Source organism: Desulfobacterales bacterium (assembly GCA_034003325.1).
Classification (GTDB): Bacteria; Desulfobacterota; Desulfobacteria; order Desulfobacterales; family JAFDDL01; genus JAVEYW01.
On sequence record JAVEYW010000002.1, the window covers coordinates 268,171 to 290,710 of the forward strand.

At 50.5% G+C, this 22,540-nt stretch carries 16 protein-coding genes and 1 tRNA gene; 11 read left to right on the plus strand and 6 right to left on the minus strand.

Annotated features, from left to right (window positions below; translation table 11 throughout):
• Positions 1–16 precede the first annotated feature (16 nt).
• Positions 17–2,341 (plus strand): MMPL family transporter, encoded by a 2,325-nt coding sequence (locus RBT11_03240; GenBank protein ID MDX9785768.1) that lies wholly within the window; start codon positions 17–19, stop codon positions 2,339–2,341.
• Here RBT11_03240 and mltF read toward each other — a convergent pair.
• From mltF to RBT11_03255, 3 genes are read right to left on the minus strand one after another with little or no spacing between them, the layout of a single operon-like run.
• Positions 2,330–3,715 (minus strand): membrane-bound lytic murein transglycosylase MltF, encoded by a 1,386-nt coding sequence (gene mltF, locus RBT11_03245; GenBank protein ID MDX9785769.1) that lies wholly within the window; start codon positions 3,713–3,715, stop codon positions 2,330–2,332. The two genes, RBT11_03240 and mltF, sit on opposite strands and share 12 nt — an antisense overlap.
• Positions 3,716–3,733: 18 nt before the next feature.
• Positions 3,734–4,258, minus strand: a complete 525-nt coding sequence (locus RBT11_03250) for an O-acetyl-ADP-ribose deacetylase (protein ID MDX9785770.1) — start codon at positions 4,256–4,258, stop codon at positions 3,734–3,736.
• Between the two features lie 33 nt (positions 4,259–4,291).
• Entirely contained in the window at positions 4,292–4,789 is a 498-nt protein-coding gene (locus RBT11_03255; protein MDX9785771.1) for a zinc ribbon domain-containing protein, read from the minus strand.
• Positions 4,790–5,019: 230 nt separating this feature from the next.
• On the opposite strand from RBT11_03255, the gene RBT11_03260 reads away from it, so the two are divergent.
• From RBT11_03260 to RBT11_03285, 6 genes are all read left to right on the plus strand, one after another.
• Positions 5,020–5,094 (plus strand) — tRNA-Val (locus RBT11_03260).
• Between the two features lie 457 nt (positions 5,095–5,551).
• Positions 5,552–7,927, plus strand: coding sequence for a site-specific DNA-methyltransferase (locus tag RBT11_03265; GenBank protein ID MDX9785772.1), 2,376 nt, complete (start codon positions 5,552–5,554; stop codon positions 7,925–7,927).
• The gene (locus tag RBT11_03270) at positions 7,924–8,754 is read left to right on the plus strand and encodes a KilA-N domain-containing protein (GenBank protein ID MDX9785773.1); all 831 of its coding nucleotides are present in this window, start codon (positions 7,924–7,926) and stop codon (positions 8,752–8,754) included. The genes RBT11_03265 and RBT11_03270 overlap by 4 nt, the downstream gene beginning before the upstream one ends.
• On the plus strand, positions 8,754–11,441 hold the full coding sequence (locus tag RBT11_03275; GenBank protein ID MDX9785774.1) for a DEAD/DEAH box helicase family protein: 2,688 nt from the start codon (positions 8,754–8,756) through the stop codon (positions 11,439–11,441). The genes RBT11_03270 and RBT11_03275 overlap by 1 nt, the downstream gene beginning before the upstream one ends.
• 137 nt (positions 11,442–11,578) lie before the next feature.
• Positions 11,579–12,181: an NAD(P)H:quinone oxidoreductase gene (gene wrbA / locus RBT11_03280; GenBank protein MDX9785775.1), complete on the plus strand. Its 603-nt coding sequence runs from the start codon at positions 11,579–11,581 to the stop codon at positions 12,179–12,181.
• 110 nt (positions 12,182–12,291) lie between these two features.
• Positions 12,292–14,238: a response regulator gene (locus tag RBT11_03285; GenBank protein MDX9785776.1), complete on the plus strand. Its 1,947-nt coding sequence runs from the start codon at positions 12,292–12,294 to the stop codon at positions 14,236–14,238.
• A 186-nt stretch (positions 14,239–14,424) separates the two neighbouring features.
• Here the strand turns inward: RBT11_03285 and RBT11_03290 are convergent, their stop codons facing one another.
• Positions 14,425–15,837, minus strand: a complete 1,413-nt coding sequence (locus RBT11_03290; protein ID MDX9785777.1) for a LysM peptidoglycan-binding domain-containing protein — start codon at positions 15,835–15,837, stop codon at positions 14,425–14,427.
• A 662-nt stretch (positions 15,838–16,499) separates the two neighbouring features.
• Between RBT11_03290 and RBT11_03295 the strand changes: the two genes are divergently transcribed.
• On the plus strand, positions 16,500–17,282 hold the full coding sequence (locus RBT11_03295; protein MDX9785778.1) for a L,D-transpeptidase family protein: 783 nt from the start codon (positions 16,500–16,502) through the stop codon (positions 17,280–17,282).
• A gap of 11 nt (positions 17,283–17,293) precedes the next feature.
• Here the strand turns inward: RBT11_03295 and RBT11_03300 are convergent, their stop codons facing one another.
• Positions 17,294–17,641: a hypothetical protein gene (locus RBT11_03300; GenBank protein MDX9785779.1), complete on the minus strand. Its 348-nt coding sequence runs from the start codon at positions 17,639–17,641 to the stop codon at positions 17,294–17,296.
• 40 nt (positions 17,642–17,681) lie between these two features.
• Between RBT11_03300 and RBT11_03305 the strand changes: the two genes are divergently transcribed.
• Positions 17,682–18,644, plus strand: a complete 963-nt coding sequence (locus RBT11_03305; protein ID MDX9785780.1) for a L,D-transpeptidase — start codon at positions 17,682–17,684, stop codon at positions 18,642–18,644.
• 97 nt (positions 18,645–18,741) lie between these two features.
• On the opposite strand, the gene RBT11_03310 is transcribed toward RBT11_03305, so the two are convergent.
• Complete coding sequence (locus tag RBT11_03310) at positions 18,742–19,671, minus strand: universal stress protein (protein ID MDX9785781.1); 930 nt, start codon at positions 19,669–19,671, stop codon at positions 18,742–18,744.
• A 701-nt stretch (positions 19,672–20,372) separates the two neighbouring features.
• On the opposite strand from RBT11_03310, the gene RBT11_03315 reads away from it, so the two are divergent.
• Positions 20,373–21,329 (plus strand): universal stress protein, encoded by a 957-nt coding sequence (locus RBT11_03315; GenBank protein ID MDX9785782.1) that lies wholly within the window; start codon positions 20,373–20,375, stop codon positions 21,327–21,329.
• 371 nt (positions 21,330–21,700) lie between these two features.
• Positions 21,701–22,435, plus strand: coding sequence for a ZIP family metal transporter (locus RBT11_03320; GenBank protein ID MDX9785783.1), 735 nt, complete (start codon positions 21,701–21,703; stop codon positions 22,433–22,435).
• The last annotated feature ends 105 nt before the right edge of the window (positions 22,436–22,540 follow it).

Sequence of the window (22,540 nt, forward strand, 5' to 3'; positions counted from 1 at the left end):
TCATTAAGGAACCAGCATGCATTTTTCCTTTTCCGTTTCGCGCCTTGAAACGTTCATTTTTGCTCATCGCCCATGGGTCATCGGCTTTTTTCTTGCCGTCACCCTGGTAATGGCCTACTTTGCCTTTCAGCTGCGGGTGGATGCCGGATTCAGCAAACTTTTGCCGCTGCAACACGAATATATGAAAACCTACATGATGCATCGGCAGGAATTCGGCGGAGCGAACCGGGTGCTCATCGCATGCATGGTAAAAAAAGGCGATATTTTCACTCAGTCGTTTTTTGCGCTTTTTAAAGACGCTACCGATGAAGTCTTTTTTATTCCGGGCGTCGATCGGGCGCAGGTGTATTCCATCTTTACGCCCAATGTCCGGTTTACGGAGGTGGTGGAAGACGGCATTTCGGGCGGAAATGTGGTTCCTGATGATTTTCGCCCCACTCCGGAAGGGTTGGCCACCGTCCGAAAGAATATGCTCAAGGCCAATATCGTGGGAAGGCTGGTCGCCAATGATTTTTCGGGCGCCATTATCTCCGCCCAGCTTCTTGAGATCAATCCGAACACGGGCGAGAAGCTCAATTACATCGATGTCGCGCACGAGTTGGAGGAAAAGCTGCGAGCCAAATTCGAAGCCCGCGACGAGAATGTCACGGTTCACATCATCGGGTTTGCCAAGGTGATTGGGGATATATCCGACGGCGCCGGCCGCGTGGTGCTCTTTTTTGCTGTCAGCTTCATCATCACCGCCCTGTTGGTGTTTTTCTATACGCAATCCGTTAAACTGACGATCATTCCCCTGGCGGCATCCTTGATGGCCGTGGTGTGGCAGCTTGGCATGGTAACGGTGTTGGGTTTCGGCATGGATCCCATGGGAATCCTGGTGCCGTTTCTTATCTTTGCCATCGGCGTCAGCCACGGGGTTCAAATGGTCGGCGCCGTCCAGGCCGAGCTTTTTGACGGGGTCACCGGCTTTGATGCAGCGCGTAAAAGCTTTCGGCGGCTTCTGGTGCCGGGCGGCATCGCCCTGGCCAGCGATACGCTTGGGTTTATCACCATTTTGTTGATCACGGTTCAGATTATTCAGGAACTTGCCATTACGGCTAGCCTGGGCGTGGCGGCGATCATCTTTACCAACCTGATACTGATTCCGGTGCTGCTTTCCTATCTTACCTTTAACGCCCGGTACATCGAGAAATTGGCGGCGCGCACTGCGCATTTGCGGCTGTTATGGCGCGGCTTGGCCCATGTCACCCATCCGCAGGTGACGCTGCTCGTGCTGGTGATTGCAGGAGGGTTTCTTGTTTATGGTCTTTTTAAGGCCAACAGCGTTCAAATCGGAGATCTTCACAGCGGTGTTCCGGAGCTGCGGGCCAATTCGCAATATAACCTCGACAGCCGGATTATCAGTGAAAAATTCTCCATCGGCGTGGACATGATTTCGGTGATTGTGGAAACCGCCCCGGAAGGCTGCATTGATTATGACATCATGACCCTGATCGATCGATTTGCCTGGCATATGCAAAATGTGCCCGGCGTTCAATCGGTCGTATCTTTGCCGCAACTTGCCAAAACGATCAACGCCGGGTGGAACGAGGGCAGCATGAAATGGCGCATTCTGCCGCGCAATCGGGATGTGATGGTTCAGGCGGTCGCCTATGTGCCCACGAGCAGCGGCCTGTTGAACACGGACGGCTCCGTGATGCCGGTCATGATCTTCACCCGGGACCACCGGGCTCAAACCATTTCCGGAATCGTGTCCGCGGTTAAATCCTTTCGGACTCAACATGGCACGGAAAAAGTACGGTTCAGACTTGCGACCGGCAATGTCGGTGTCATGGCGGCCACCAATGAAGAGGTTGCGGCCTCTCAGTTTCCGATCCTGATGTACCTTTTTTCCGCTATTATTTTACTGTGCCTGGTGACCTTTCGGTCGGTTCGGGCGACGCTGTGTATTGTTCTACCGCTGGGGCTGGTTTCCATTCTGGCTTATGCGCTGATGAGCGCGCTTGAGATCGGGCTGAAGGTGTCCACGCTGCCCGTGGTGGCCCTGGGTGTCGGCATCGGTGTGGATTACGGCATCTACATTTACAACCGCCTGGAAAGCATTCTGATAACCGGGGAACCCCTTGAGGAGGCCTTTCATCGCACCCTTCAAATTACGGGCGTCGGGGTGCTCTTCACCGGCCTGACGTTGGGCATCGGCGTGGCCACCTGGATTTTTTCCCCGCTGAAATTTCAGGCGGATATGGGCATTCTTTTGACCTTCATGTTCCTGGTCAATATGTTGGGCGCCATTTTTCTGTTGCCGGCCCTGGCCCGCGTACTGTTGCCGTCAAAACAATAAAAAATATTTTTCCAGAATATCCCGATAGGTATAGATGGCGTTGACATATTGGACCGGCTCCATGCCGCGGGCATACCCGTTTCTAAGGGACGCGTAATATTTTTCCTGGGTCAGCAGCGGCAAGACTTCCTGCAAATCCTTCCATGAGTCCGGATTTTTCCCCAACCTTCCCGCCAAGTCCCGGGCGTCGGTGATATGCCCCAACCCGACATTATAGGCTGCCAGTGCAAATTTTACCCGGTTTTCTCCATTCACGGTTTCCGGTATGCGAGTCAATAATTCCGTCAGGTACGCCGCGCCGCCCTTAATGCTGTTTTCCGGGTTGACGCGGTCATTAATCCCCATCGCTGCCGCGGTTTTTTCCGTCAGCATCATAATCCCTTTGACGCCGGTGGGACTTTCGGCCAAGTTATCCCAGTGGGATTCCTGATAGGCCTGCGCGGCCAGAAGCTCCCACGGCATTCGGCTATTCACCGAGGCATCGAGAAACAGAGGCATGAGTCTGGGCAGCCGGCTTTTAATCCGGCGATGGAACATCTTATAGTCGACGTAATTTAACAGGTTTTTGATTCCGAAATAATGGTCGTTCAGTTCCGAAAGTTTTCCGGAAGCGTGAAACCGCTCAAACCAATCCGCCAATTCCTCCCGAAGCCAACGGCTGCCCGGTTTCAGCACCCACCCCAGCGGCTCTTCTTCATTGAGAGAAAAAGCGACCGCCAGTTCCGGAAAATATCGCCTGTTGATCGCGACAATATTTGAGTCGGCAATCGTGCAATCGATTTCTTTCCGCCACAGCTTTTCAAGAATTTCTTCGATGGACAGGTGATCGGTCGCCGCCCAGGTCAACCCCGGCACTGTTTTTTCAAGTTCCCTTAATAGCGCCTCATTGCGGCTGTCTTTGATGACCAAAATATGATATCCGGCCAATTCATTCGCATTCCTGGGCCTTCGGGCGCCACGGCGGTAAACCACTTGTTGCTGAACCGAATGGTAAACCGGGCCGAACAGATGGGCGGCACTCCGTTCAGCGGTTTTGGCGATACCGGCCGCAGCGATGTCGGCGTCCCCCGCCTCGATCGCCTGAAGGATTTCGCCGACATGTGTCATCGTTTTGATTGAAAGCTTGACTTTCAGATGGTCGGCGAATTGGGATATCATGTCGTATTCATATCCCATCGGCCCTACCGATCCCACGTAATAAGTGGTGGGCGCATTTCTGGTTAAAACCGTCAGAACACCCTTTTCGAGAATGGACTCCAGCGTGCTTTTTGGCTTCTTATAGGGAATGGGGTGGTTGGTCAGCGCAATATAGGCAACAATTTCAATGGCAAGAAATATCGCTAAAAAGGCCACCAGTCTTTCGGCCCGAATCATGACGACTCTCCTTGTTTGTTACGTTTTGCTCAAAAGGAGATCGCGATAAATCCTTTCGTCCTTTTCGGAAAACAAAACAAAACTTACTTTTTTGATTAAATCGTTTTTAGCCAGAAATTCACCCGTTGTGCGAATCGCGATACGGGCGGCCGCATTCATCGGATACCCGTAAACACCACAACTGATGGCGGGAAACGCAATGGTGGTCAGTGAATGCGCCGCCGCCAGATTCAGGCTGTTTTTGTAACAGGCGGACAGTAGAATGGCATCCTTTTCGGTTCCACTGTAAACCGGCCCGACCGTATGGATAACATATCGGGCCGGCAGATGATATCCTTTAGTGATCTTAGCTTCTCCGGTGGCACATCCGCCCAGGGTTCGGCATTCTGCCAACAACTCCGGACCTGCAGCCCGGTGAATGGCGCCGTCCACGCCGCCGCCGCCCAGCAGCGATTTATTGGCGGCATTGACAATGGCATCCACTTTCAAGCGGGTAATGTCACCGCAAACAATTTCCATTTTATCGAGAATCGATTTTTGCATGTTTCATCCCGTCCTTTGTTGATCCGTCAGGCATCACAGCAGGTCGTAAAGCGTATCATCCTTTGCCGGCAAGGAGCGCCTCTGGGCCGGGCCCGTTTTTCCTTTGCCATCCGGCAGAATGAAAGGATCCTCGCTTTCCAGTACATCGCCCATCTCCGCTTCAATGGAATCCGGGTCTTCTCCTTGCGCCATGCGGCGAAGGGCTTCGCTCATGCCCGGCCCCAGTTCAAGCCCTGTCATGTCGGTGAGTTTTCGCATTAAATCGGCGGCCTGACGGGGATCTTCCTCATTGATATGTTCCGCTTCCCGGCCGAGCAGCGCCATGGCGCGCTCCAGTTTTTGCTCATCGATCGGCATATCCGTGTCGGCCTCATCGGAGGCCCGACCGGTCACCGCGAAAACGGATACCTGGCGGGTCAGGGTGTCGCTCTTGCACTTCGGGCAAAAAGGCACGGCGGCGGTGTTGACGGTTTTGGAAAAAAAATTATAAATGGTATGGCAAACCCCACAATAAAACTCATAAATCGGCATGCCAAATCCTTTCTCAAATTAAGCAACTGTTTTTAATTGTTAAAACAAAATCGATCGCTAATATAGAATAAAGATTTTTTTCCTGTCAATGGTTTTGCTGCGCCTTATCGCGGCATTTGTTCCCCCGCCCGGCGCCCAAAATCCGCGCCGCCCCAATTCAATCGCGGCCGGAGGGGCTTATTTCCCTTGACAGATCCCGGATTCAAATGTTATCGGAGAGCCCATTATTAAGGCACGTAGCTCAGTGGGAGAGCGCTACCCTGACACGGTAGAAGTCGTTGGTTCAAACCCAATCGTGCCTACCATTTAAAGCAATTTGTTTTGGTCCCCCTCTCTGGTGGGGGACCAAAACAAAAAATCCACCCGGTGCACCAGCCCCCGACCTTTTTTACTTTAATCCGTTTCCATGAAACAACCTCGAAAATTTTTCTCACCGCTGTTGTTAGAATTATTGCCAAATCCTATTAAATTTTTTGGATAAATATCGTTTTTGGGCTCAACCTATAGGCATTTGTGCCTATTGACACAAATCTAAACTTAACTATAAGCAAACAGAGCCTTTTTTGATTGAATTCAGCGGGAGCGCTATCCTGATGGCATTATTTCCTTTAACTCTTTTATCTAATTGTTTTTCAATCACATATTAGCCATTCATATTTCTTGTTGTTTTTGTTTATATGACTGATCGAGCCGTATTCGCTAAATTTTCTAGGACGTAAAGAATAGTGTTATGTCTTAAAGGCGGATACCATCAGGAAGTGAATGAAGGACAAACAAATGCCGAGACTGACTGAACAGGAACAACAGGAGCTTATCCGCTACATCGAAGCGGATAAGCCATTGCCGGACAAATACCGTTTTCTTCTTTTCGACGAGAAGCGCGAGGTGGAGCTGGTCTGGAACGGCAAGACCAACGAGGTCTGCAATATCGTTCTTCCGTTTCAGGTGATCGAGCAGGTGGACGAACCAAGAGCCGAAAAACCTGAGGATACCGAAGCGCAGATGTCCCTCTTTGACGAGCGCGGCCGTCAGCTAAAGGGGTGGACGAACAAGCTGATCTGGGGCGACAACAAGTTGATCCTGTCATCACTCAAGAACGGGCCGCTCCGCGAAGAGATCGAAAAACAGGGCGGTCTGAAGCTGATTTACATCGACCCGCCATTTGACGTGGGCGCGGATTTTTCCATGGATATCGAGATCGGCTCAGGAGATAAAACAGACACCTTCACCAAGAAGCCCAACATCCTTGAAGAAATCGCCTACCGTGACACCTGGGGCAGGGGCGCGGATTCCTTCATTGCCATGATCTATGAACGGCTGGTGTTGATGCGGGATCTGCTGGCGGAGGATGGGAGCATTTATGTGCATTGTGATTGGCGGGTGAATAGTCATATTCGGCTGGTGCTGGATGAGGTTCTTGGTTCAGAACGGTTGTGCAATGAAATAGTGTGGCAACGAACCAATGCACATAATATGAAAACAGATGGATATATTCGGTCGAACGATACTATTTGGTTTTATTCAGTCGGCAACAAGTATACATTTAATGAGCAATATACAGATTATAGTGATGCTCAATTGAGTAGGTACAAAAAAGATGTGAATGGGCGGCTTTTCACAGGTAGAGACTTAACTTTTTCAGGTAAAAATCCAAATAGACAATTTGAATGGAGAGGGACAAAACCACCGGATAATCGTTCATGGGGAGCAGATTTAGAGAAACTCGAAATGTGGTGGAATGAAGGCCGTATTTTGCTCAAACAGGATGGAACTCCTCGGTTAGATGGGTTGAAAACCTACTTAGATGAAACGAAAGGTGGGAAAAGGTTAATTGCGAATTGGACAGATATCGGGCGTGTTGGGAATACTTCCGCTGAAAGAATTGATTACCCCACGCAAAAACCCGAAGCCCTCCTCGAACGAATTATCAAAGTATCTTCCAACGAAGGCGACCTCGTAGCCGATTTTTTCTGCGGCTCCGGCACCACAGCCGCCGTTGCCGAAAAGCTTGGCCGCAAGTGGATCGCCACCGACCTGGGCAAGTTCGCCATCCACACCACCCGCAAGCGCCTGATCGGGGTGCAGCGCAAGCTTAAGGAGGACGGAAAGGACTACCGGGCCTTTGAGATTCTCAACCTGGGCAAGTATGAACGTCAACATTACATCGGCATCAATCCGCAGATTACGCAGATGGACGCAGATTTAAGAGAAAAAGTAAAAAATAATCTGCGACAATCTGCGCCATCTGCGGATGAACAACGGGCGGAGATGACGCGGCGGATGATCGAGGAGAAAGAAAAGGCCTTTGTCGATCTCATCCTCAAGGCTTACCGGGCGGAGAAGGTGGAAAACTTCGCCGCTTTCCACGGCAAGAAGGCCGGTCGGCTCGTGGCCGTCGGCCCGGTCAACCTGCCGGTGACGCGGCTGTTTGTGGAAGAGGTTATTCTGGAATGCCGCAAGAAGCATATTACGAAAGTGGACATCCTGGGCTTTGAATTTGAAATGGGGCTTTTCCCGAACGTGCTGGACGAGGCGCGCGCCAAGGGCATTGACATTGCCCCGAAATACATCCCGGCCGAGGTTTTCGATAAGCGGGCGGTGGAGAAGAACCAGGTCGTGTTTCACGATGTGGCGTTCATTGAGGTCAAGCCGATTGTAAAGGCAGGTAAAAAGAAAAAACCCGCCTCAATTGCGGTGGAACTGACTGACTTTTCAGTGTTTTATTCTCAGGACTCGATTGCCAACGCCGAGGCTGCCATCAAGAACAAGGCCAGCCGCATCGTGGTGGAAAAGGGGCAGATCGTGAAGGTGAGCAAGGACAAGGACGGCATTGTCACCCGCGAGGTGCTTACAAAGACCTGGACCGACTGGATCGATTACTGGGCCGTGGATTTCAATTTCGAGAGCAAGCGTGAAATTATCCGGGTCCGGAACGAAGACACCGGCCAATGGGAAGAACGTTGGACCGGGGACTACATCTTTGAAAACGAATGGCAATCCTTCCGGACCAAAAAAGACCGCACCCTGGAACTGACGAGCGTTTTCCATGAGTGCCCTCCCGGACGGCGTAAGATCGCGGTCAAGGTGGTGGATATCTTCGGCAACGATACCATGACCATTGTGGAGGTTCGGGTATGAACAAAATTAAACAAATTGAAGTCTTGAAAGAGACCGTCACCGTGCAAAGAATGCACGAGGATGATTATATTTGCATCACCGATATTGCCCGTTATCAGGAACCGGAACGGACGGATCATGTGATTCAGAACTGGATTCGCAACCGAAATACCATCGAATTTTTGGGCATCTGGGAGAAGCTCAACAATCCGGATTTTAAACCCCTCGAATTCGAGGGGTTTAAAAAACAGGCTGGTTTGAACAGCTTCGTCCTTACGCCAACGCAATGGATAACCGCCACAGGGGCCATCGGCATCATATCTAAACGAGGACGATATGGCGGCACTTTCGCCCATAAAGACATTGCCTTTGAGTTCGCCTCGTGGGTGTCGGTGGAGTTTAAGCTCTACCTGATCAAGGAGTTTCAGCGGCTGAAGGAGGAGGAACTCAAACAACTGGGGTGGGATATTAAGCGAAACCTCGCCAAAATAAACTACCGGATTCACACCGATGCCATCAAAGAGAACTTGATCCCGCGGGCACTCACGCCACATCAGATAAACTTGGTTTACGCCTCGGAAGCGGATGTTTTAAATATGGCCTTGTTCGGCATGACCGCCAAACAATGGCGCGACGACCATCCGGGCGATAAGGGCAATATTAGAGATTACGCGAATATATCCCAACTCGTGTGCCTGTCCAACCTGGAAAACCTGAACGCGCTTTTTATCCAGGAAAAGACGCCGCAGGCAGAGCGGCTCCGTCAGCTGAACCGGATTGCCATACAGCAGATGAAAATTTTGACAAACGAAACCGGGCTCAAGCGCCTTGTAACGGGGGACAAATAATGGCCTTGCACAAGAACTTCCCCGATTCCCCCCACGCCGTCCTCGACCCGGACATTCGCTGGTTTCCGGCCGATGAGGCCTTGCGCGAAACAAGCATGGAAAAACTCATGCCGCCCCTGGTCTCACAACTCCGCAGGAAGGTGAAGACGTTCCGCGACAGCGGCTATGCGGGCGCGGCCGATACCAGCAGGAGCCTTCTCAACTGGTGGTTCAACACGCCGCACATGCTTGAGCAGGCAGATGGGACCATGTCCCGGTTTCAGTATTATTTCGCCCAGCGTGAAGCATTGGAAACAATCGTTTTCCTGTACGACGTTGCAGGCGTTCAGGATAAGCACGATATGATGCGCTTTGACGCCGGCGGCCTTGTATCCGGCAGCATGTTTGACGAGACATGGCGGCGCTTTGTGATCAAGATGGCTACCGGAAGCGGCAAGACAAAGATCTTAAGCCTTGCCCTGGTGTGGAGCTTTTTTCATAAACGCTATGAGCCCGATTCCCAACTGGCCCGAAACTTTCTGGTCATCACCCCCAACATTATCGTGCTCGATCGCATTTATCGAGACTTTCAGGGACTTCGGATTTTCTTTGCGGATCCGGCGCTCCCCGATAACGGCGTGGACGGCCGCAACTGGCGCGACGATTTTCAACTCACCCTGCATAAACAGGATGAGGTCACGATCACCCGGCCGACCGGCAATATCTTTCTGACCAATATTCACCGCGTCTATGCGGGCAACGATATCCCGCCCTCGCCCGACGACGAAAACAGCATGGACTATTTCCTGGGCAAGCGGCCGACTGGCGCAACCACGGATTCCAAGGTGGATTTGAGCATGATCGTGCGCGATATCAACGAGCTCATGATTTTAAATGATGAAGCGCATCATATGCATGATCCCGGCATGGCCTGGTTCAAATCCATCGAAGACATCCACAACCGCCTCAAACAGAAAGATGCCGCCCTCTCCCTTCAGCTTGATGTCACCGCTACCCCGAAACATAATAACGGCGCTATCTTCGTTCAGACCGTCGCCGATTACCCTTTGGTCGAAGCCATCTCGCAAAACGTGGTCAAACACCCCGTCCTGCCCGATGCGCCCAGCCGCGCAAAACTCACTGAACGGCAAAGCGCCAAATATACCGAAAAATACGCCGACTACATCGATCTTGGGGTCATCGAATGGCGCAAGGCTCATGCCGAACATAAGAAGCTCGGCAAGAAAGCCATCCTGTTCGTCATGACCGACGACACCCGCAACTGCGATGATGTGGCCGAGTACCTGGAAGGTCATTATCCGGACTTGAAAGATTCCGTTCTCGTCATCCACACAAAAAACAACGGCGAGATTTCCGAAGCCCGGTCCGGCAAGGCCAAAGAAGAACTGGACGCCTTGCGCAGACAGGCCAATGACATTGACGCGGCCGACAACCCCTTTAAGGCGATCATCTCGGTCATGATGCTGAAAGAAGGCTGGGATGTGCGCAATGTCACCACCATCGTGGGCTTGCGCGCCTATTCAGCCAAAAGCAACATCCTCCCGGAACAGACGCTCGGCCGCGGGCTCCGCAAGATGTACCCGGACGGCACTGAAGAATATGTCAGCGTCGTCGGCACAGATGCCTTTATGGACTTCGTTGAATCGATCCAGGCTGAAGGCGTGGTCCTGGAACGCAAGGCCATGGGCGCGGGGACTGAGCCCAAAACGCCGCTGGTGGTGGAAGTTGACAACGGGAATGAAACGAAGAACATCGCCGCTCTCGACATTGAAATCCCGGTCCTCACCCCCCGCGTCTACCGGGAATACAAGAACCTCAACGATCTGAACGTGGCCGCCCAGGGCCACCAGCACATGGCCTACCGGCAGTTCAGCGATGAAGAACAGCGGGAAATTGTCTTCAAAGACATCACCACCGGCGAAGTGTCCCATACCACCCTTCTCGACACCGCCGGCGTCGCGGATTACCGCAGTGTGATCGGCTACTTTGCGCAAACCCTCATGAAAGACCTTCGCTTGGTCAGCGGCTACGATGTTCTCTACGGCAAAGTCAAAGCCTTTGTTCAGGACGAACTCTTTGACCGGGCGGTTAATCTCGAAAGCGCCAACACCTTGCGCAACCTGTCCGAGATGGCCACCACCAAAATGCTTTTCGAAACTTTTAAAAAAGTCATCAACGCATTGACCGTGCAAGACAAAGGCAACGCCGAAATCCGCGACACCATCAAGCTACGTCAAACCCGCCCCTTTGTGGCCAAAGACCAGGGCTATCTGGTCCCGAAGAAGAGCGTTTTCAACCGAATCATTGGTGACAGCCACCTGGAGCTTCGCTTTGCCGCATTCCTGGAAGATTGCAAGGATGTGATTTCTTACGCGAAGAATTACTTGGCCGTACATTTCAAGTTGGACTATGTGACCGCCGATGGGGATATCTCGAATTATTACCCGGACTTCATCGTCAAGCTCTCTGACAACCATACCGTCATTGTCGAAACCAAAGGCCGGGAAGACCTCGAAGTCCCGCTTAAAATGGCCCGGTTGCGGCAATGGTGCGAAGACATCAATCGGTCACAGCAGATGACCGTATTTGACTGCGTGTTTGTCGACGAAGACAGTTTTGAAAAATATAGCCCCAAATCGTTCAAGGAATTGATGGATGGGTTTGTTGAATACAGAGAAAAAACATAACGACACCAGCGCTTGCGGCGGCTCGTAATTGGCCGCGCACGCCCGCCAAGATCCCGCATGATAACTTGGTTTGACCCGGGCGACGGTCTTGGCCTTTAGGCACACTGACGGCAACACAATGAAACAGGAGGCACAAAATGACAAAAATTCTCATTCTTTATTACAGCATGTACGGCCACATCGAAACCATGGCGTATGCGGTGGCTGAAGGCGCGCTCAGCGTCGAGGGTATCGAGGTGATCGTCAAACGTGTGCCCGAACTGCTTCCGGAAGATGTGGCACGAAAGGCCGGCGCCAAGTTGGACCAGGCGGCGCCGGTTGCAACACCGGGCGAACTGGCGGAATACGATGCCGTCCTATTCGGCACGCCGACGCGTTTTGGCAATATGTGCGCGCAAATGCGCAATTTTCTGGACCAGACCGGCGGGCTATGGGCCGGCGGAAAGTTGGTCGGCAAGGTGGGCAGTGTCTTTACCTCAACGGGGACACAGCACGGCGGGCAGGAAACCACGATCACCTCGTTTCATTCAACACTGCTGCATCACGGCATGATCATCGTGGGGGTTCCCTATTCCTGCCAAGAGCTCACGAATATGAGTGAGATCACCGGCGGGTCCCCCTATGGGGCAGGCACCCTTGCCGGAGCGGACGGCAGCCGCCAGCCGTCCGAGAACGAGATAAAAATCGCCCGGTTTCAGGGAACGCACGTTGCGCAAGTGGCGAAGAAGCTATCCGTCTGACGTAAATGGTCGCCATCGGCCGGACGGACGAAATGGAAACCGTCAAGCGGCTAACCGTCAGCCTTTTGAACAGGAATAAAGCATGAACGAATCAAGGGAGCAAAAGGGCCATGACAAAATTCATTCTTTTGACGAATAACTGGGGTAGAGAAAATTACCTGGTCAACACCGCCTCTCTTGTTTTCATTGCCGGCTTGATGCTCTCCTACGCGATCGCCTTTCCCTACCTTTTTGAGACCCTTGGCCCCGCCGTGCGGCTCCTGCCTATCGTTTACCTTCTGCTTGCCGCACTGTTATGGGGCCTATGGGGGGGGCTGGCTACCGGGGCCGTTACTTTCCTGATCAATTTATTGCTTCACGAAAAATTCCATTTTCAATTTGAAGGCGGTTTGATCGGGCCGTTTGCCGGCCTGATCACCATCGTGATGGTCGGCCGGCTGAGTGATTTGAGCAGGGGCCTTGCCCTGCAACTTAACGAACGTCATATTCTCGATGAACGCCTTCAAATGAGCGAAACGAAATATCGTACGCTCTTCGAAATGGAGTCGGATTGCCTTGCCCTGCTCGAAAGCGAAACCTTTCGGATTCTTGAGGTCAACCAGGCCGCCACCGAATTGTTTGGCTATTCCCGGGAGGACTTGTTGGGTGCGAACGCTTTACCACTATCGGCCGAACCGGAAAGAACCCTTGCGTTTATGCGTAACCGGATTCAACGGACACCGATCCGATATCTTCGGAAAAAAGACGGCACCATTTTTCCGTGCGAAATAAAGGCCCGGCATTTTGAACTGCAGGGACAAAAAGTATCCTTGATGGTTATCAGGGACATAACCGAGCGGATTGAAGCCGAACAACAACGGATGCTGACCGACAAGCAGCATCAACAGTCGCAGAAACTCGAAGCCATCGGCACCCTCGCCGGCGGCATCGCTCACGATTTCAATAATATTTTAGGCGGCATTCTTGGATATACCGATCTATTGCAGCTGCAGGAAATCTCCTGGGATCAAAAATCAAATTCTTATCTGGAACAAATTCGCAAAGCGATACACAGGGCCAAGGATCTTATCCATCAGATTCTGACTTTCAGCCGTCAATCCGAAGACTCAAAACAACCCGTTTTGATCATACCAATCATCATGGAAGCCCTGAAACTGCTTCGCGCCACTGTTCCCGCAAGAATTGAAATCCGACAGCACATCAAAGCCGACAAGGACACGGTGATTGCCGATGCGACCCAGATACATCAGATCATCATCAACCTGTGCACCAACGCGTATCATGCCATTACCTCGGGAAACGGCCTTATCGACGTCACCGTGGCCAATAGGCACCTGGATGAAAAATTCGCCGAATTGCACCCTGAAATAGAGCCGGGAAATTACTTGCTCATCACCGTAACGGACACCGGCCACGGCATGGATCAGCAGGTGCTCGAACGAATTTTTCAGCCCTATTTTACCACCAAAAAAGACCGGGGATCCGGCCTGGGGCTGTCCGTGGTTCACGGTATTGTCAGCGGTCATAAGGGCTGCGTCACGGTAGAAAGTGAACCCGGAAACGGGTCGAGTTTTCATGTGTATCTGCCCCTCGCGATCGCGGATGCCGATATGACCGGCGAGACGGCCCGACAAATTGCCGGCGGATCGGAAAGAATCCTTCTGGTGGACGATGAACCGGCGATCATAGAAATGATGAAGGACGTGCTCGAGAGAATGCACTATGTTGTCGAGTTCAGAACCAGCAGCCTGGAAGCGTTGGCGCTGATCAGGGCCAAACCTCGCCATTTCGACCTTCTGATTACGGATATGAACATGCCGCATATGACCGGCATTGAACTGCGAATGCAGGCGGCCCAAATCTACCCGGACTTTCCCGTTATCATCATGACTGGGTTCAGCGAGGGCATGGACCGCGACAAGGCCGTCAAACTCGGATTTAAAAGATTGCTCATGAAACCGGTTTCTTTTCGGGATTTGGCTGGGGCTGTTCGGGAGGTGCTGGATGAACGGGATAGTGCCGGCGTTCTTTTTGACGCAGCGGATCCGCCGCAGTGATCAAGGTAAAACAGGGATCGTACTATGCACCAGTGTATTGAAACGCAATCCGCAAGCGGTTATAAACGATGCCAACAGCTCTCCGGTCGGCTCGCCTTGAATACGAACCTACCGCCGGCGCAATTTGCAATAATTTATTGTTTCTGCAGCCCTTAAGTTGCCATGAAGAAGGGTCTCGAACAGCCATTACCCGATATCGAGAACGATTTTGACGGTATCGCCGGTTTTCAAATCACTGGCCCGTTTTATTCTGTTGAGCCGCATTAATCGGTCTACTGACACCTTGTTGTATTTTTGAGAAATTGCCCATAGTGTGTCGCCGGGCTGGACCTTGTAATAAATAACGGTTGACCCAACGGGTTGAGACACGGAGGCATGAATTGCCCGGGTTTTTTTGTATATGTGCAATTTCTGCCCCGGTTTGATCTTGTTTCCTTGAAGCCGGTTCCAACTTTTTAATTGTGCAAGCGAGCATCCATGAAGTTTTGCAATACCATAAAGGGTATCTCTCTTTTTTACCTGATGGATAGTTGAAGCGCCGGGTCCAGAATGGCTTGCTTTAGGTTTGTAGGCTATGGTAGAGGCGGTTTTTGGCTGGAGAGATCCCATACCCAAGGCAACATAGGATTGGGAAAGTATATTTGCGATAAATTTATTCCTTACATGCTTGCAATCAACACCTAAAGCAATGGCGATAATTCGTCGGCCGTTCTTGTTCGAAGTGGCTGCCAGACAGAATTTTGCATTATTGGTAAAGCCTGTTTTAAATCCGTCCACATCTTCATAAATAGATAGAAGCCGGTTATGGTTTCTCAGCCTGATGATTTTTCCACCTTGAGAGATCGAGGATTCACTCATGCGGGTAATGCGCAGCAACTCATCATGTTTGAGTATTTCCTTGCAAAGGATCAGAAGATCCGAAGGACTGGAATGATTGTCATTGCGACTATTCGGTGCAGGCATGCCGGTAGCGTTGGAAAAACGGGTTGATTCCATCCCCAGTTGTTGAGCGCGTCGATTCATGCGATGCGCGAATTTTCGCTCCGTCCCCCCCAAAAATTTCGCCAGCAAATATGCCGCATCATTGCCAGAGGATATGAGGGCGGCTTTCAAAAGATGCGCCACGGAAAGAGAACTGCCTGATGTCAGCCCAACCATGAACCCCCCCACACGGGTCGCGTCGGGAGTGACCTGAATGATAGTATTCCAGGATATTTTTCCAGCATGAATATCTTCAACAGCCAGAAGGCCCACCATCATTTTGGTCAGGGATGCAATGGGATAGGCCTGATGCATATTCTTATTCCAAACAACGGTGTCTGTAGAAAGGTCGTATAAAAGTCCGGCTCGGACGGCATGGTCCTGGATTTGAACCTTCGGGGAAGATAACGCCAATGTCGGCGTCGAAGACTTGTCGAATTGAGCAGCAGGAGCGGCATGCCCCTGAAAACAAAGCAATACAAAAGTAAGAAAAAAGATAGAAAAATGCATCAGCCTTTTCGTTATTTCTGTTTGTGGCATTATTTCAAAACATTGCAAGTGGATAAGGACTGGCTCTTCTATAGCATGGACTATAGGCGAACCGATCTTTTGTGTCAAGGTTTAACGCCACCGGTTGAGTACAAAACCTCGGCAACCGTAAACTTGAGGTATTGAATCTGAGCTTTTCAAGGAGATCGCTTCTGGTTCGACAGCTTTTTCAATTAGGCCGAAGTTGTGGCGGACATTGCGAGCCCTTTTTTGTTCGCTACCATCATGCTGCTTCGTCCCATTCAAGTGCAATTTAACCACTTGTAATAGTAGCAATAATGTGATATAAAAAGTTTATCTTTTTATGAATTTCAAAGCGAGGTAAAAATGCGCCGCAGTCCGTATCCCAACAATTCGGAATGAAAGGAAAACCGATGACCGCCACAGTCCACTTTCGTGCTTGGCGTCCTCTTTTTGTGCTTTTCACGCGCGCTATAAACAGTTTTTCGTTACCCAAAAGCGGCCTGTTGTTGAACGGTCATTGCACTATCTGAGCGGATGACCGAAGTTGTGCCTGATGCGGAGTATCCATCCCTGTAAGGTTCATTCCGCATGCGGTGCTTGTCGGAGGGGAAGCGTTTTTGAAAACAGTTATGAAGCGAAACAGCCCGTTGTTGTTCGCAGTCGCAACCTTTATTTGGATATTGTTTTATTCCCATTCCTCATGGGCGTTGAAATGTTTTATTTTATCGCCTGACAGGACCTTATACGGCGCAACACGCTGGATAAAGGTGAATGAAAACGACACACTCCTGGACATCGCACGTGACTTTGGCCTTGGTTATAATCAGATCATTGCTGCGAACCCGAACATTGACCCTTGGGTGCCGCCCAAGGGGAGCCTTGTAATTACGCCCTTGGCCTTTGTGCTCCCTCAGGAACGTATAAGTACCGGCATTGTCGTAAATCTGGCGGAAATGCGCCTTTACTACTTTTTCTCGGAGGGAGGCCACGATTATTTTCTCACGGCCCCCATCGGCATCGGCACAGAGGGCTTTCTCACCAGATTGGGCACTTATAAAGTAAAAAGCAAGACGCCTAACCCAACCTGGGTGGTACCGGCGTCAATCAAGGAAGCGGAACCCGATCTGCCGGACAAGGTGCCGCCGGGGCCGGACAATCCGCTGGGCGATTTTGCACTCCGTCTATCTCAATTTGAATACGCAATACACGGGACAAACAAACCATGGGGCATTGGCAGAAGAGTGAGTCATGGCTGTATCCGCATGTACCCGGAAGACATAAGCGCTTTCTATCCCATGGTACCCGTGGGAACGAAGGTCTATGTCATTTATGAACCGATCAAGGTCGGATGGGGGGATGGAAAGTGTTGGATACAGGTATTTGATGACTTTGACAACCAGATGGTTAATCCGCTTCCAAAGGCTTTGAGCGGGCTTTCTCACTGTGAAACAGCTTTAGGTCCTCTTAAAGTTGACTTCAAGGCCCTAGGGAGGGCCTTGAAGGATAAAACCGGCGTGCCTACGGAGGTTGCGCGCCTACAAAAACCTTAACCGGCGTATGCCTACTTCCTAAGAGATTTATTGAAGATGCGCTCCGTTTTGTTGGCCACAGCTTCCGCACGCTCTGCTGCGTCCATCGCCTTTGTGGCGGCCATTTCGGCACTGTTTGCAGCCTGTTCAGCGCTGGATGCGGCCTTTTCGAGGCGAGCGCCCATGTCTTCAAGTTTATTACCAACAGCCTCAGCCCTGGCGGCAGCGGCCTTAGCCTCTTCAGCCGATTGCTTTGAGCTCTCCAAAAGCGCCCTGTCTTCTTTGGAGAGGCTGGCGCAACCGCCTATCCCTACGAAGCATAAAAGAGCAACAAAAACAAATGCCTTTGACAACATCCCCTTCATTTTTTGTGTCAACATCTTCTATCCTCCTTTTGGTTACGTTTTTTATTTATAGATTATGCTATCGAATTTCTTTTTAAAAAGTCAATCCATAATCTTTTTAGTCTTGATTTTTTCAACCTTAACGGCCCTATCGTCGGAATGGCCTGCCACGGCAAGGCGCTTCGTAGTAATAGACAAGGCCCCAAAAAAATTGGTCTTATTCAAGGACCGTGAGCAGGTGGCCGAATTTCCCGCCGCTTTTGGGATAGACCCCGATTCAGACAAATACAAGGCGCTTGACAGCGCGACCCCTGAAGGGCTGTATTTCATTACCTATAAAAAACACAAAAGCCGCTTTCACCGATTTTTGGGCATATCATACCCAAACCTTACGAATGCGGCCAGGGGCCTGGCTCAAGGCGTATTATCCAGCACGGAATATAAAAGGATATATAACGCCATTCAAAAATCAGGCTGGATGCCCTGTGATACCGGTCTCGGCTGCGGCATCGGGATACATGGCGGAGGGGTTTTTCGATATTTCGGCAAAACCAGAGAGACAGACTGGACCGAGGGCTGCATTGCATTAGACAACAAAAACATAGAAAAGGTATTCAATTTCTGTGGCCTGGGAGATCCTGTCATCATCTTCAACAGCCGCAAAACCCTCTGCGGCATCATCAGACCGTTTGCCGCCATAAAAGATATCGGGAAAAACGGGGTGCCAATCTGCCCGAACGGAATTTGCGCCTATCATATCGAAATCCCGACATTTTTGGGCCGAATGATACTGACCATAAGGGAAGGAAAAGACTATGGCAGATCCATTAACGTCATGGTTTATAAAAACAACGCCCGGAAGGAGCCGCTCCTTGTCCTTGTCGACCGTAACGCGGATGGCCATATAAGTGGCATCGACAGCATAGGCGGCCCGCTTGCGGATGAAAAGGCCCCTGATGAAACTTACGGCCTGGCAAGAAAAGCGGTTATCAGCGCCCTTTCCAGGGGCGACATCTTAAATTCGAGCGACAGACGATAGCGCCCAAAAAAAATACCACCGAAATCGGAAATACCAATTCCGGCGGTATTTTTAGCCCGCCATTATTGATACATTTTCACACGGCCGCCAACACTTGCTACGGAACCAGCCAGACCGCACAGTTGGTGGCGTTTTTAACAATATATCTGGAGACGCTTCCAACAAAGAATGAATCATGGGCACCGGTTCTTCCCACTACCACGATTCCGAAGTTGCCCTTTTTGGCTTCATCTACGATGGTTTTCGAAATGCTTCCGGTGCTTTTGACCTCCTCGATGGATATCCGATCTTGTGCAACACCCGCCGCCTTGAATTTCTGTTGTGCGTGAGAATAAAAATTGCTCAGACATTTTTGATCGCCACTGGCAATGATTTCCTCCACAATTCCAACGTCTTCTTGGAAGTCAATGGCACAAAAATCCTTAACGGATGAGGTTACATGCAGAAGAGTAAAACGGACGCTGGGGGTATCACCCATCATTTGGCAAACATAATCCACGGCATTCAATGCGCTTTGCGATCCATCCACGGCAACCAGGATTTTAGTAGATGACACGTCGCCGTCGATGGCCCAAACAGGTGTGACGTCAGCGTGCTCCAAAACAGCATTTGTCACACTGCCCGCAAACAATTCTTCCAGTTTCGAGACACCTCTTCGACCCAGAAGGATAGCGGATTGCTGCTGTTGCCTCGCATATGTCAGGATATCTTTGGCTGCTCCCATGGTTCTGGGCAGACTGACCAATTCAATGGATTGATTGTCGGCACCCGCGGCAATCATATCGGCTTTGTATTTCTCAAGCAACGTCATGGAATGCTTTTCATTTTTTGCCCTGAATGCCTCCAGTGCCGCCTTGGCTTTTGAATCAAGACAGGCATCCTTCACCAGAAAATCTGAAACGGCGGGTTGAACATTCACCAAGGTAAAATGCAGATTCTCGATCAGAGACCTCATTTTAAGGGCGTATTTAACAGCCTTTTTCGATTGGGTGGACGCATCGACAGCGACTAAAATATTTTTTTTCAAATTAGATCCTCCTTTTTAGGTTCACGCCCGTCGGGAATGAAGTTATCTGTTCACGTTTACCAGGAACAACCCGTTTATTTGACTTGGGTCCCCGATTGCAACCAAGGGCCGGGAGATCAAAAATAGTTGCCCCCTTGAATGCATGCGTATTGTGAAGTTTATGGGTGTTTATCAAAAAATTAAAGTTTTTTCCAAGAGATAGAGATTCTATAACCCGATTCCTACCGGCAGATAGCTGATATGTTGATGATAATTTATTAAGGAGTGAAAAAGGCGTTGGGGAAAGGACCATTCTCGAACAGCCTCCTGAGCCCATAATTTACCGATTCTTTTGGAGGTTTCCTATCAGTTGCTATAAATGAATCGGGTGTTCAAGGGATTTTTTCGGATCGCACTATTCTTGTAACATATTCTCGGCAAATGGCAAACCCATTTCCACTACCGCGCGAGGGGAACCGCGTTTGGAGGTGGCGTTTCAGCAAAAAACTATCTCTCTTTTACCATTTAATAAAATATAACAGTTATCGATGGGGCAAGTGTTATTTTAGTTTACTGATTCAACTGAATAATCCGCCCTCGTTTTGGAATACGAATTGCTAAGTTTTAACAGAACAGTTATTGTTAAAAAAACCTTATCGTATATGCGAATCGCCCCTTGCGTTGTTGCGGCAAAAACCATAATTCGGCGGAGAGATATATCGATGGAAGCAAACAAAAAAATATTATTCGGCGTGGACGAATCTGATTTTGCACGGCAAGCGTTGGCGGCAACAGGGGATTTGGAAAAGAGGAATTCCGAGTTGGCGATTACGATATTTCATGGATTGGGTGGCCCGGGCTATGGTTCCAAAGTTAAGATGCTGGGGCTATCCCCTGATGAAACTGAAAAGATTCAGCAGCTATTGATTGTTGAAGGAAAGAACATCCTGAAAAAAGCGGAAGAGACATTGGTGGCATCCGGATTTGACCCAAGGAGAATCTCAACTATTTTCGAACAGGACATAACCGACCCATCCGAAACCATGATAAAGCTGGCGGATTCCAGAGGCTTTGAAACGATTGCGGTGGGCAGATGGGGGGCGACGACGGTATCACGTCAGATTTTAGGAACCATCACCTACCGGTTGACCAGTGCTGCCGTCGCCCCAATTATTTGGGTGGTTGACCCGCGTGTCGTCTCTAAACATGTGCTGGTGACACTGATTGGCGCGCCCGTCGGCCAAAGGATTGTTGATTACACCGTTCGGTATTTCGGTCATCTCAAGGAAAGTCGGTTTACCTTCTTCCATGTGATTCCGATGTTTCCCCATCAGTGCCGGGACTACGATTGTATTCCAGGCCAAGATGGATTTGAGGCGCTAAAGGAAAAAATGGGCCAATGGCTGGCGGAAGAGAAAGCAAAAGTAACTCGATTCGCAGAGGAAGCTATAAGTCAGCTTATCGAATGCGGGGTTCCCGAACAAAATATCACCCTGAAACTCGTACCTCAGGAAAAGGGCGTTGCCAGGGATATTCTCAAGGAATTAAATGACGGCAATCACGGCATTCTCGTGATAGGTCGTAAGGGTGCGGGAAACATCCAAGAATTCGGGCTTGGAAGCAAGGTAAACAAGCTGCTCCCTGCGGCGCAAACCTTTATCACATGTATCGTCAGCTGATGCCCTTGAACAATTTAAACTCATATCCATTCAAGGGGCACCACTAGAAATACCATCCGAGTTAGCGGATGCTCTAAGAAATAGCAGCATTGATTCTACCCCGAAACAGGGGAACCCAGGTTAAGGGCCACGGAAAGAATACATTATTCCAACTTACTTGTCTCTGGGTCCGTTTTCTGCGTTGCGCCAACCGGTGAATATTTCAATGCGCACCGGTTGGCACGCCTTGAATACGAATCCGGCTCAATTTGGGATAATTTATTATTTCCGCGACCCTATGCTGTAAGAGAATAACCGATATATATTACGGTAGCTTTCTGCCTGGCAAACACGCAAACTGTCTTCGTCGGGAGGAAAGGAGGGCATAGAACATGGCAAATACCTTCTGGACGGCGTTGGTTACCAGTATATTGGCGGCGCTCGTCACATCCATGGGCATCTACACGATTAGACGATTTACCGCCTGGGGCGAACGCAATACGACCTATTTCATGTGCTTTGCGGCAGGGGTGCTCATCTCCGCTTCCTTTCTGCACATTATTCCAAAAGCCTTCGAAATAGCCCCTCAAGCACCGGTGTGGTTGCTGGTCGGGTTTTTCGGGTTGCACCTGTTCAATCGCTTTATAACGGCATTTGTCTGCGAAAGGGATCCGAACAAAAAGGACTACGTGATCGGCATCGTTCCCATGATCGGCATCGGCTTTCATTCCTTAATTGACGGGTTCATCTATTCCATTACCTTTACGGTCAGCATTTTTACGGGATATTTGGCAACCATCGGCATGGTCCTGCATGAGTTTCCCGAAGGCATCATTACCTATTTGCTGCTGGTGCGCGGCGGATTCGCGGAACGAAAGGCGATGTTGGTGGCTTTTCTGGCTGCTGCCGTGACCACCCCATTGGGCATGCTGGTTTCCTATCCCGTTATCAGCAAGATAACTCCGCACTCATTGGGTGCCTTGCTTTCCCTTTCAGCCGGCGCGCTGGTTTATGTTGGCGCCACCCACCTTTTGCCTCGAGCGGAGCAGGAGCATAAGAAATTCAGCTTGGTTGCCCTGGCGGGTGGCATGCTGGTTGCCTTGATCATCGTGATGTCGAAAACTTGATGGCACGATTGGGGGGATGAAAAAACCGCATCGGGCAGCTGACGCGTGAGATGCCTTCAAAAGATGTGAACTCACCGGTTTTGGCCAGGGTGATCGTAACCCTTG

Excerpts from the sequence above, each read along its gene's own strand:
- RBT11_03250 (MDX9785770.1), bottom strand. The coding sequence starts at position 4,258 with ATGCAAAAATCGATTCTCGATAAAATGGAAATTGTTTGCGGTGACATT.
- wrbA (MDX9785775.1), top strand. The coding sequence starts at position 11,579 with ATGACAAAAATTCTCATTCTTTATTACAGCATGTACGGCCACATCGAA.
- RBT11_03320 (MDX9785783.1), top strand. The coding sequence starts at position 21,701 with ATGGCAAATACCTTCTGGACGGCGTTGGTTACCAGTATATTGGCGGCG.
- RBT11_03255 (MDX9785771.1), bottom strand. The coding sequence starts at position 4,789 with ATGCCGATTTATGAGTTTTATTGTGGGGTTTGCCATACCATTTATAAT.
- RBT11_03300 (MDX9785779.1), bottom strand. The coding sequence starts at position 17,641 with ATGTTGACACAAAAAATGAAGGGGATGTTGTCAAAGGCATTTGTTTTT.
- mltF (MDX9785769.1), bottom strand. The coding sequence starts at position 3,715 with ATGATTCGGGCCGAAAGACTGGTGGCCTTTTTAGCGATATTTCTTGCC.
- RBT11_03305 (MDX9785780.1), top strand. The coding sequence starts at position 17,682 with ATGCTATCGAATTTCTTTTTAAAAAGTCAATCCATAATCTTTTTAGTC.
- RBT11_03285 (MDX9785776.1), top strand. The coding sequence starts at position 12,292 with ATGACAAAATTCATTCTTTTGACGAATAACTGGGGTAGAGAAAATTAC.
- RBT11_03265 (MDX9785772.1), top strand. The coding sequence starts at position 5,552 with ATGAAGGACAAACAAATGCCGAGACTGACTGAACAGGAACAACAGGAG.
- RBT11_03270 (MDX9785773.1), top strand. The coding sequence starts at position 7,924 with ATGAACAAAATTAAACAAATTGAAGTCTTGAAAGAGACCGTCACCGTG.
- RBT11_03315 (MDX9785782.1), top strand. The coding sequence starts at position 20,373 with ATGGAAGCAAACAAAAAAATATTATTCGGCGTGGACGAATCTGATTTT.
- RBT11_03240 (MDX9785768.1), top strand. The coding sequence starts at position 17 with ATGCATTTTTCCTTTTCCGTTTCGCGCCTTGAAACGTTCATTTTTGCT.
- RBT11_03275 (MDX9785774.1), top strand. The coding sequence starts at position 8,754 with ATGGCCTTGCACAAGAACTTCCCCGATTCCCCCCACGCCGTCCTCGAC.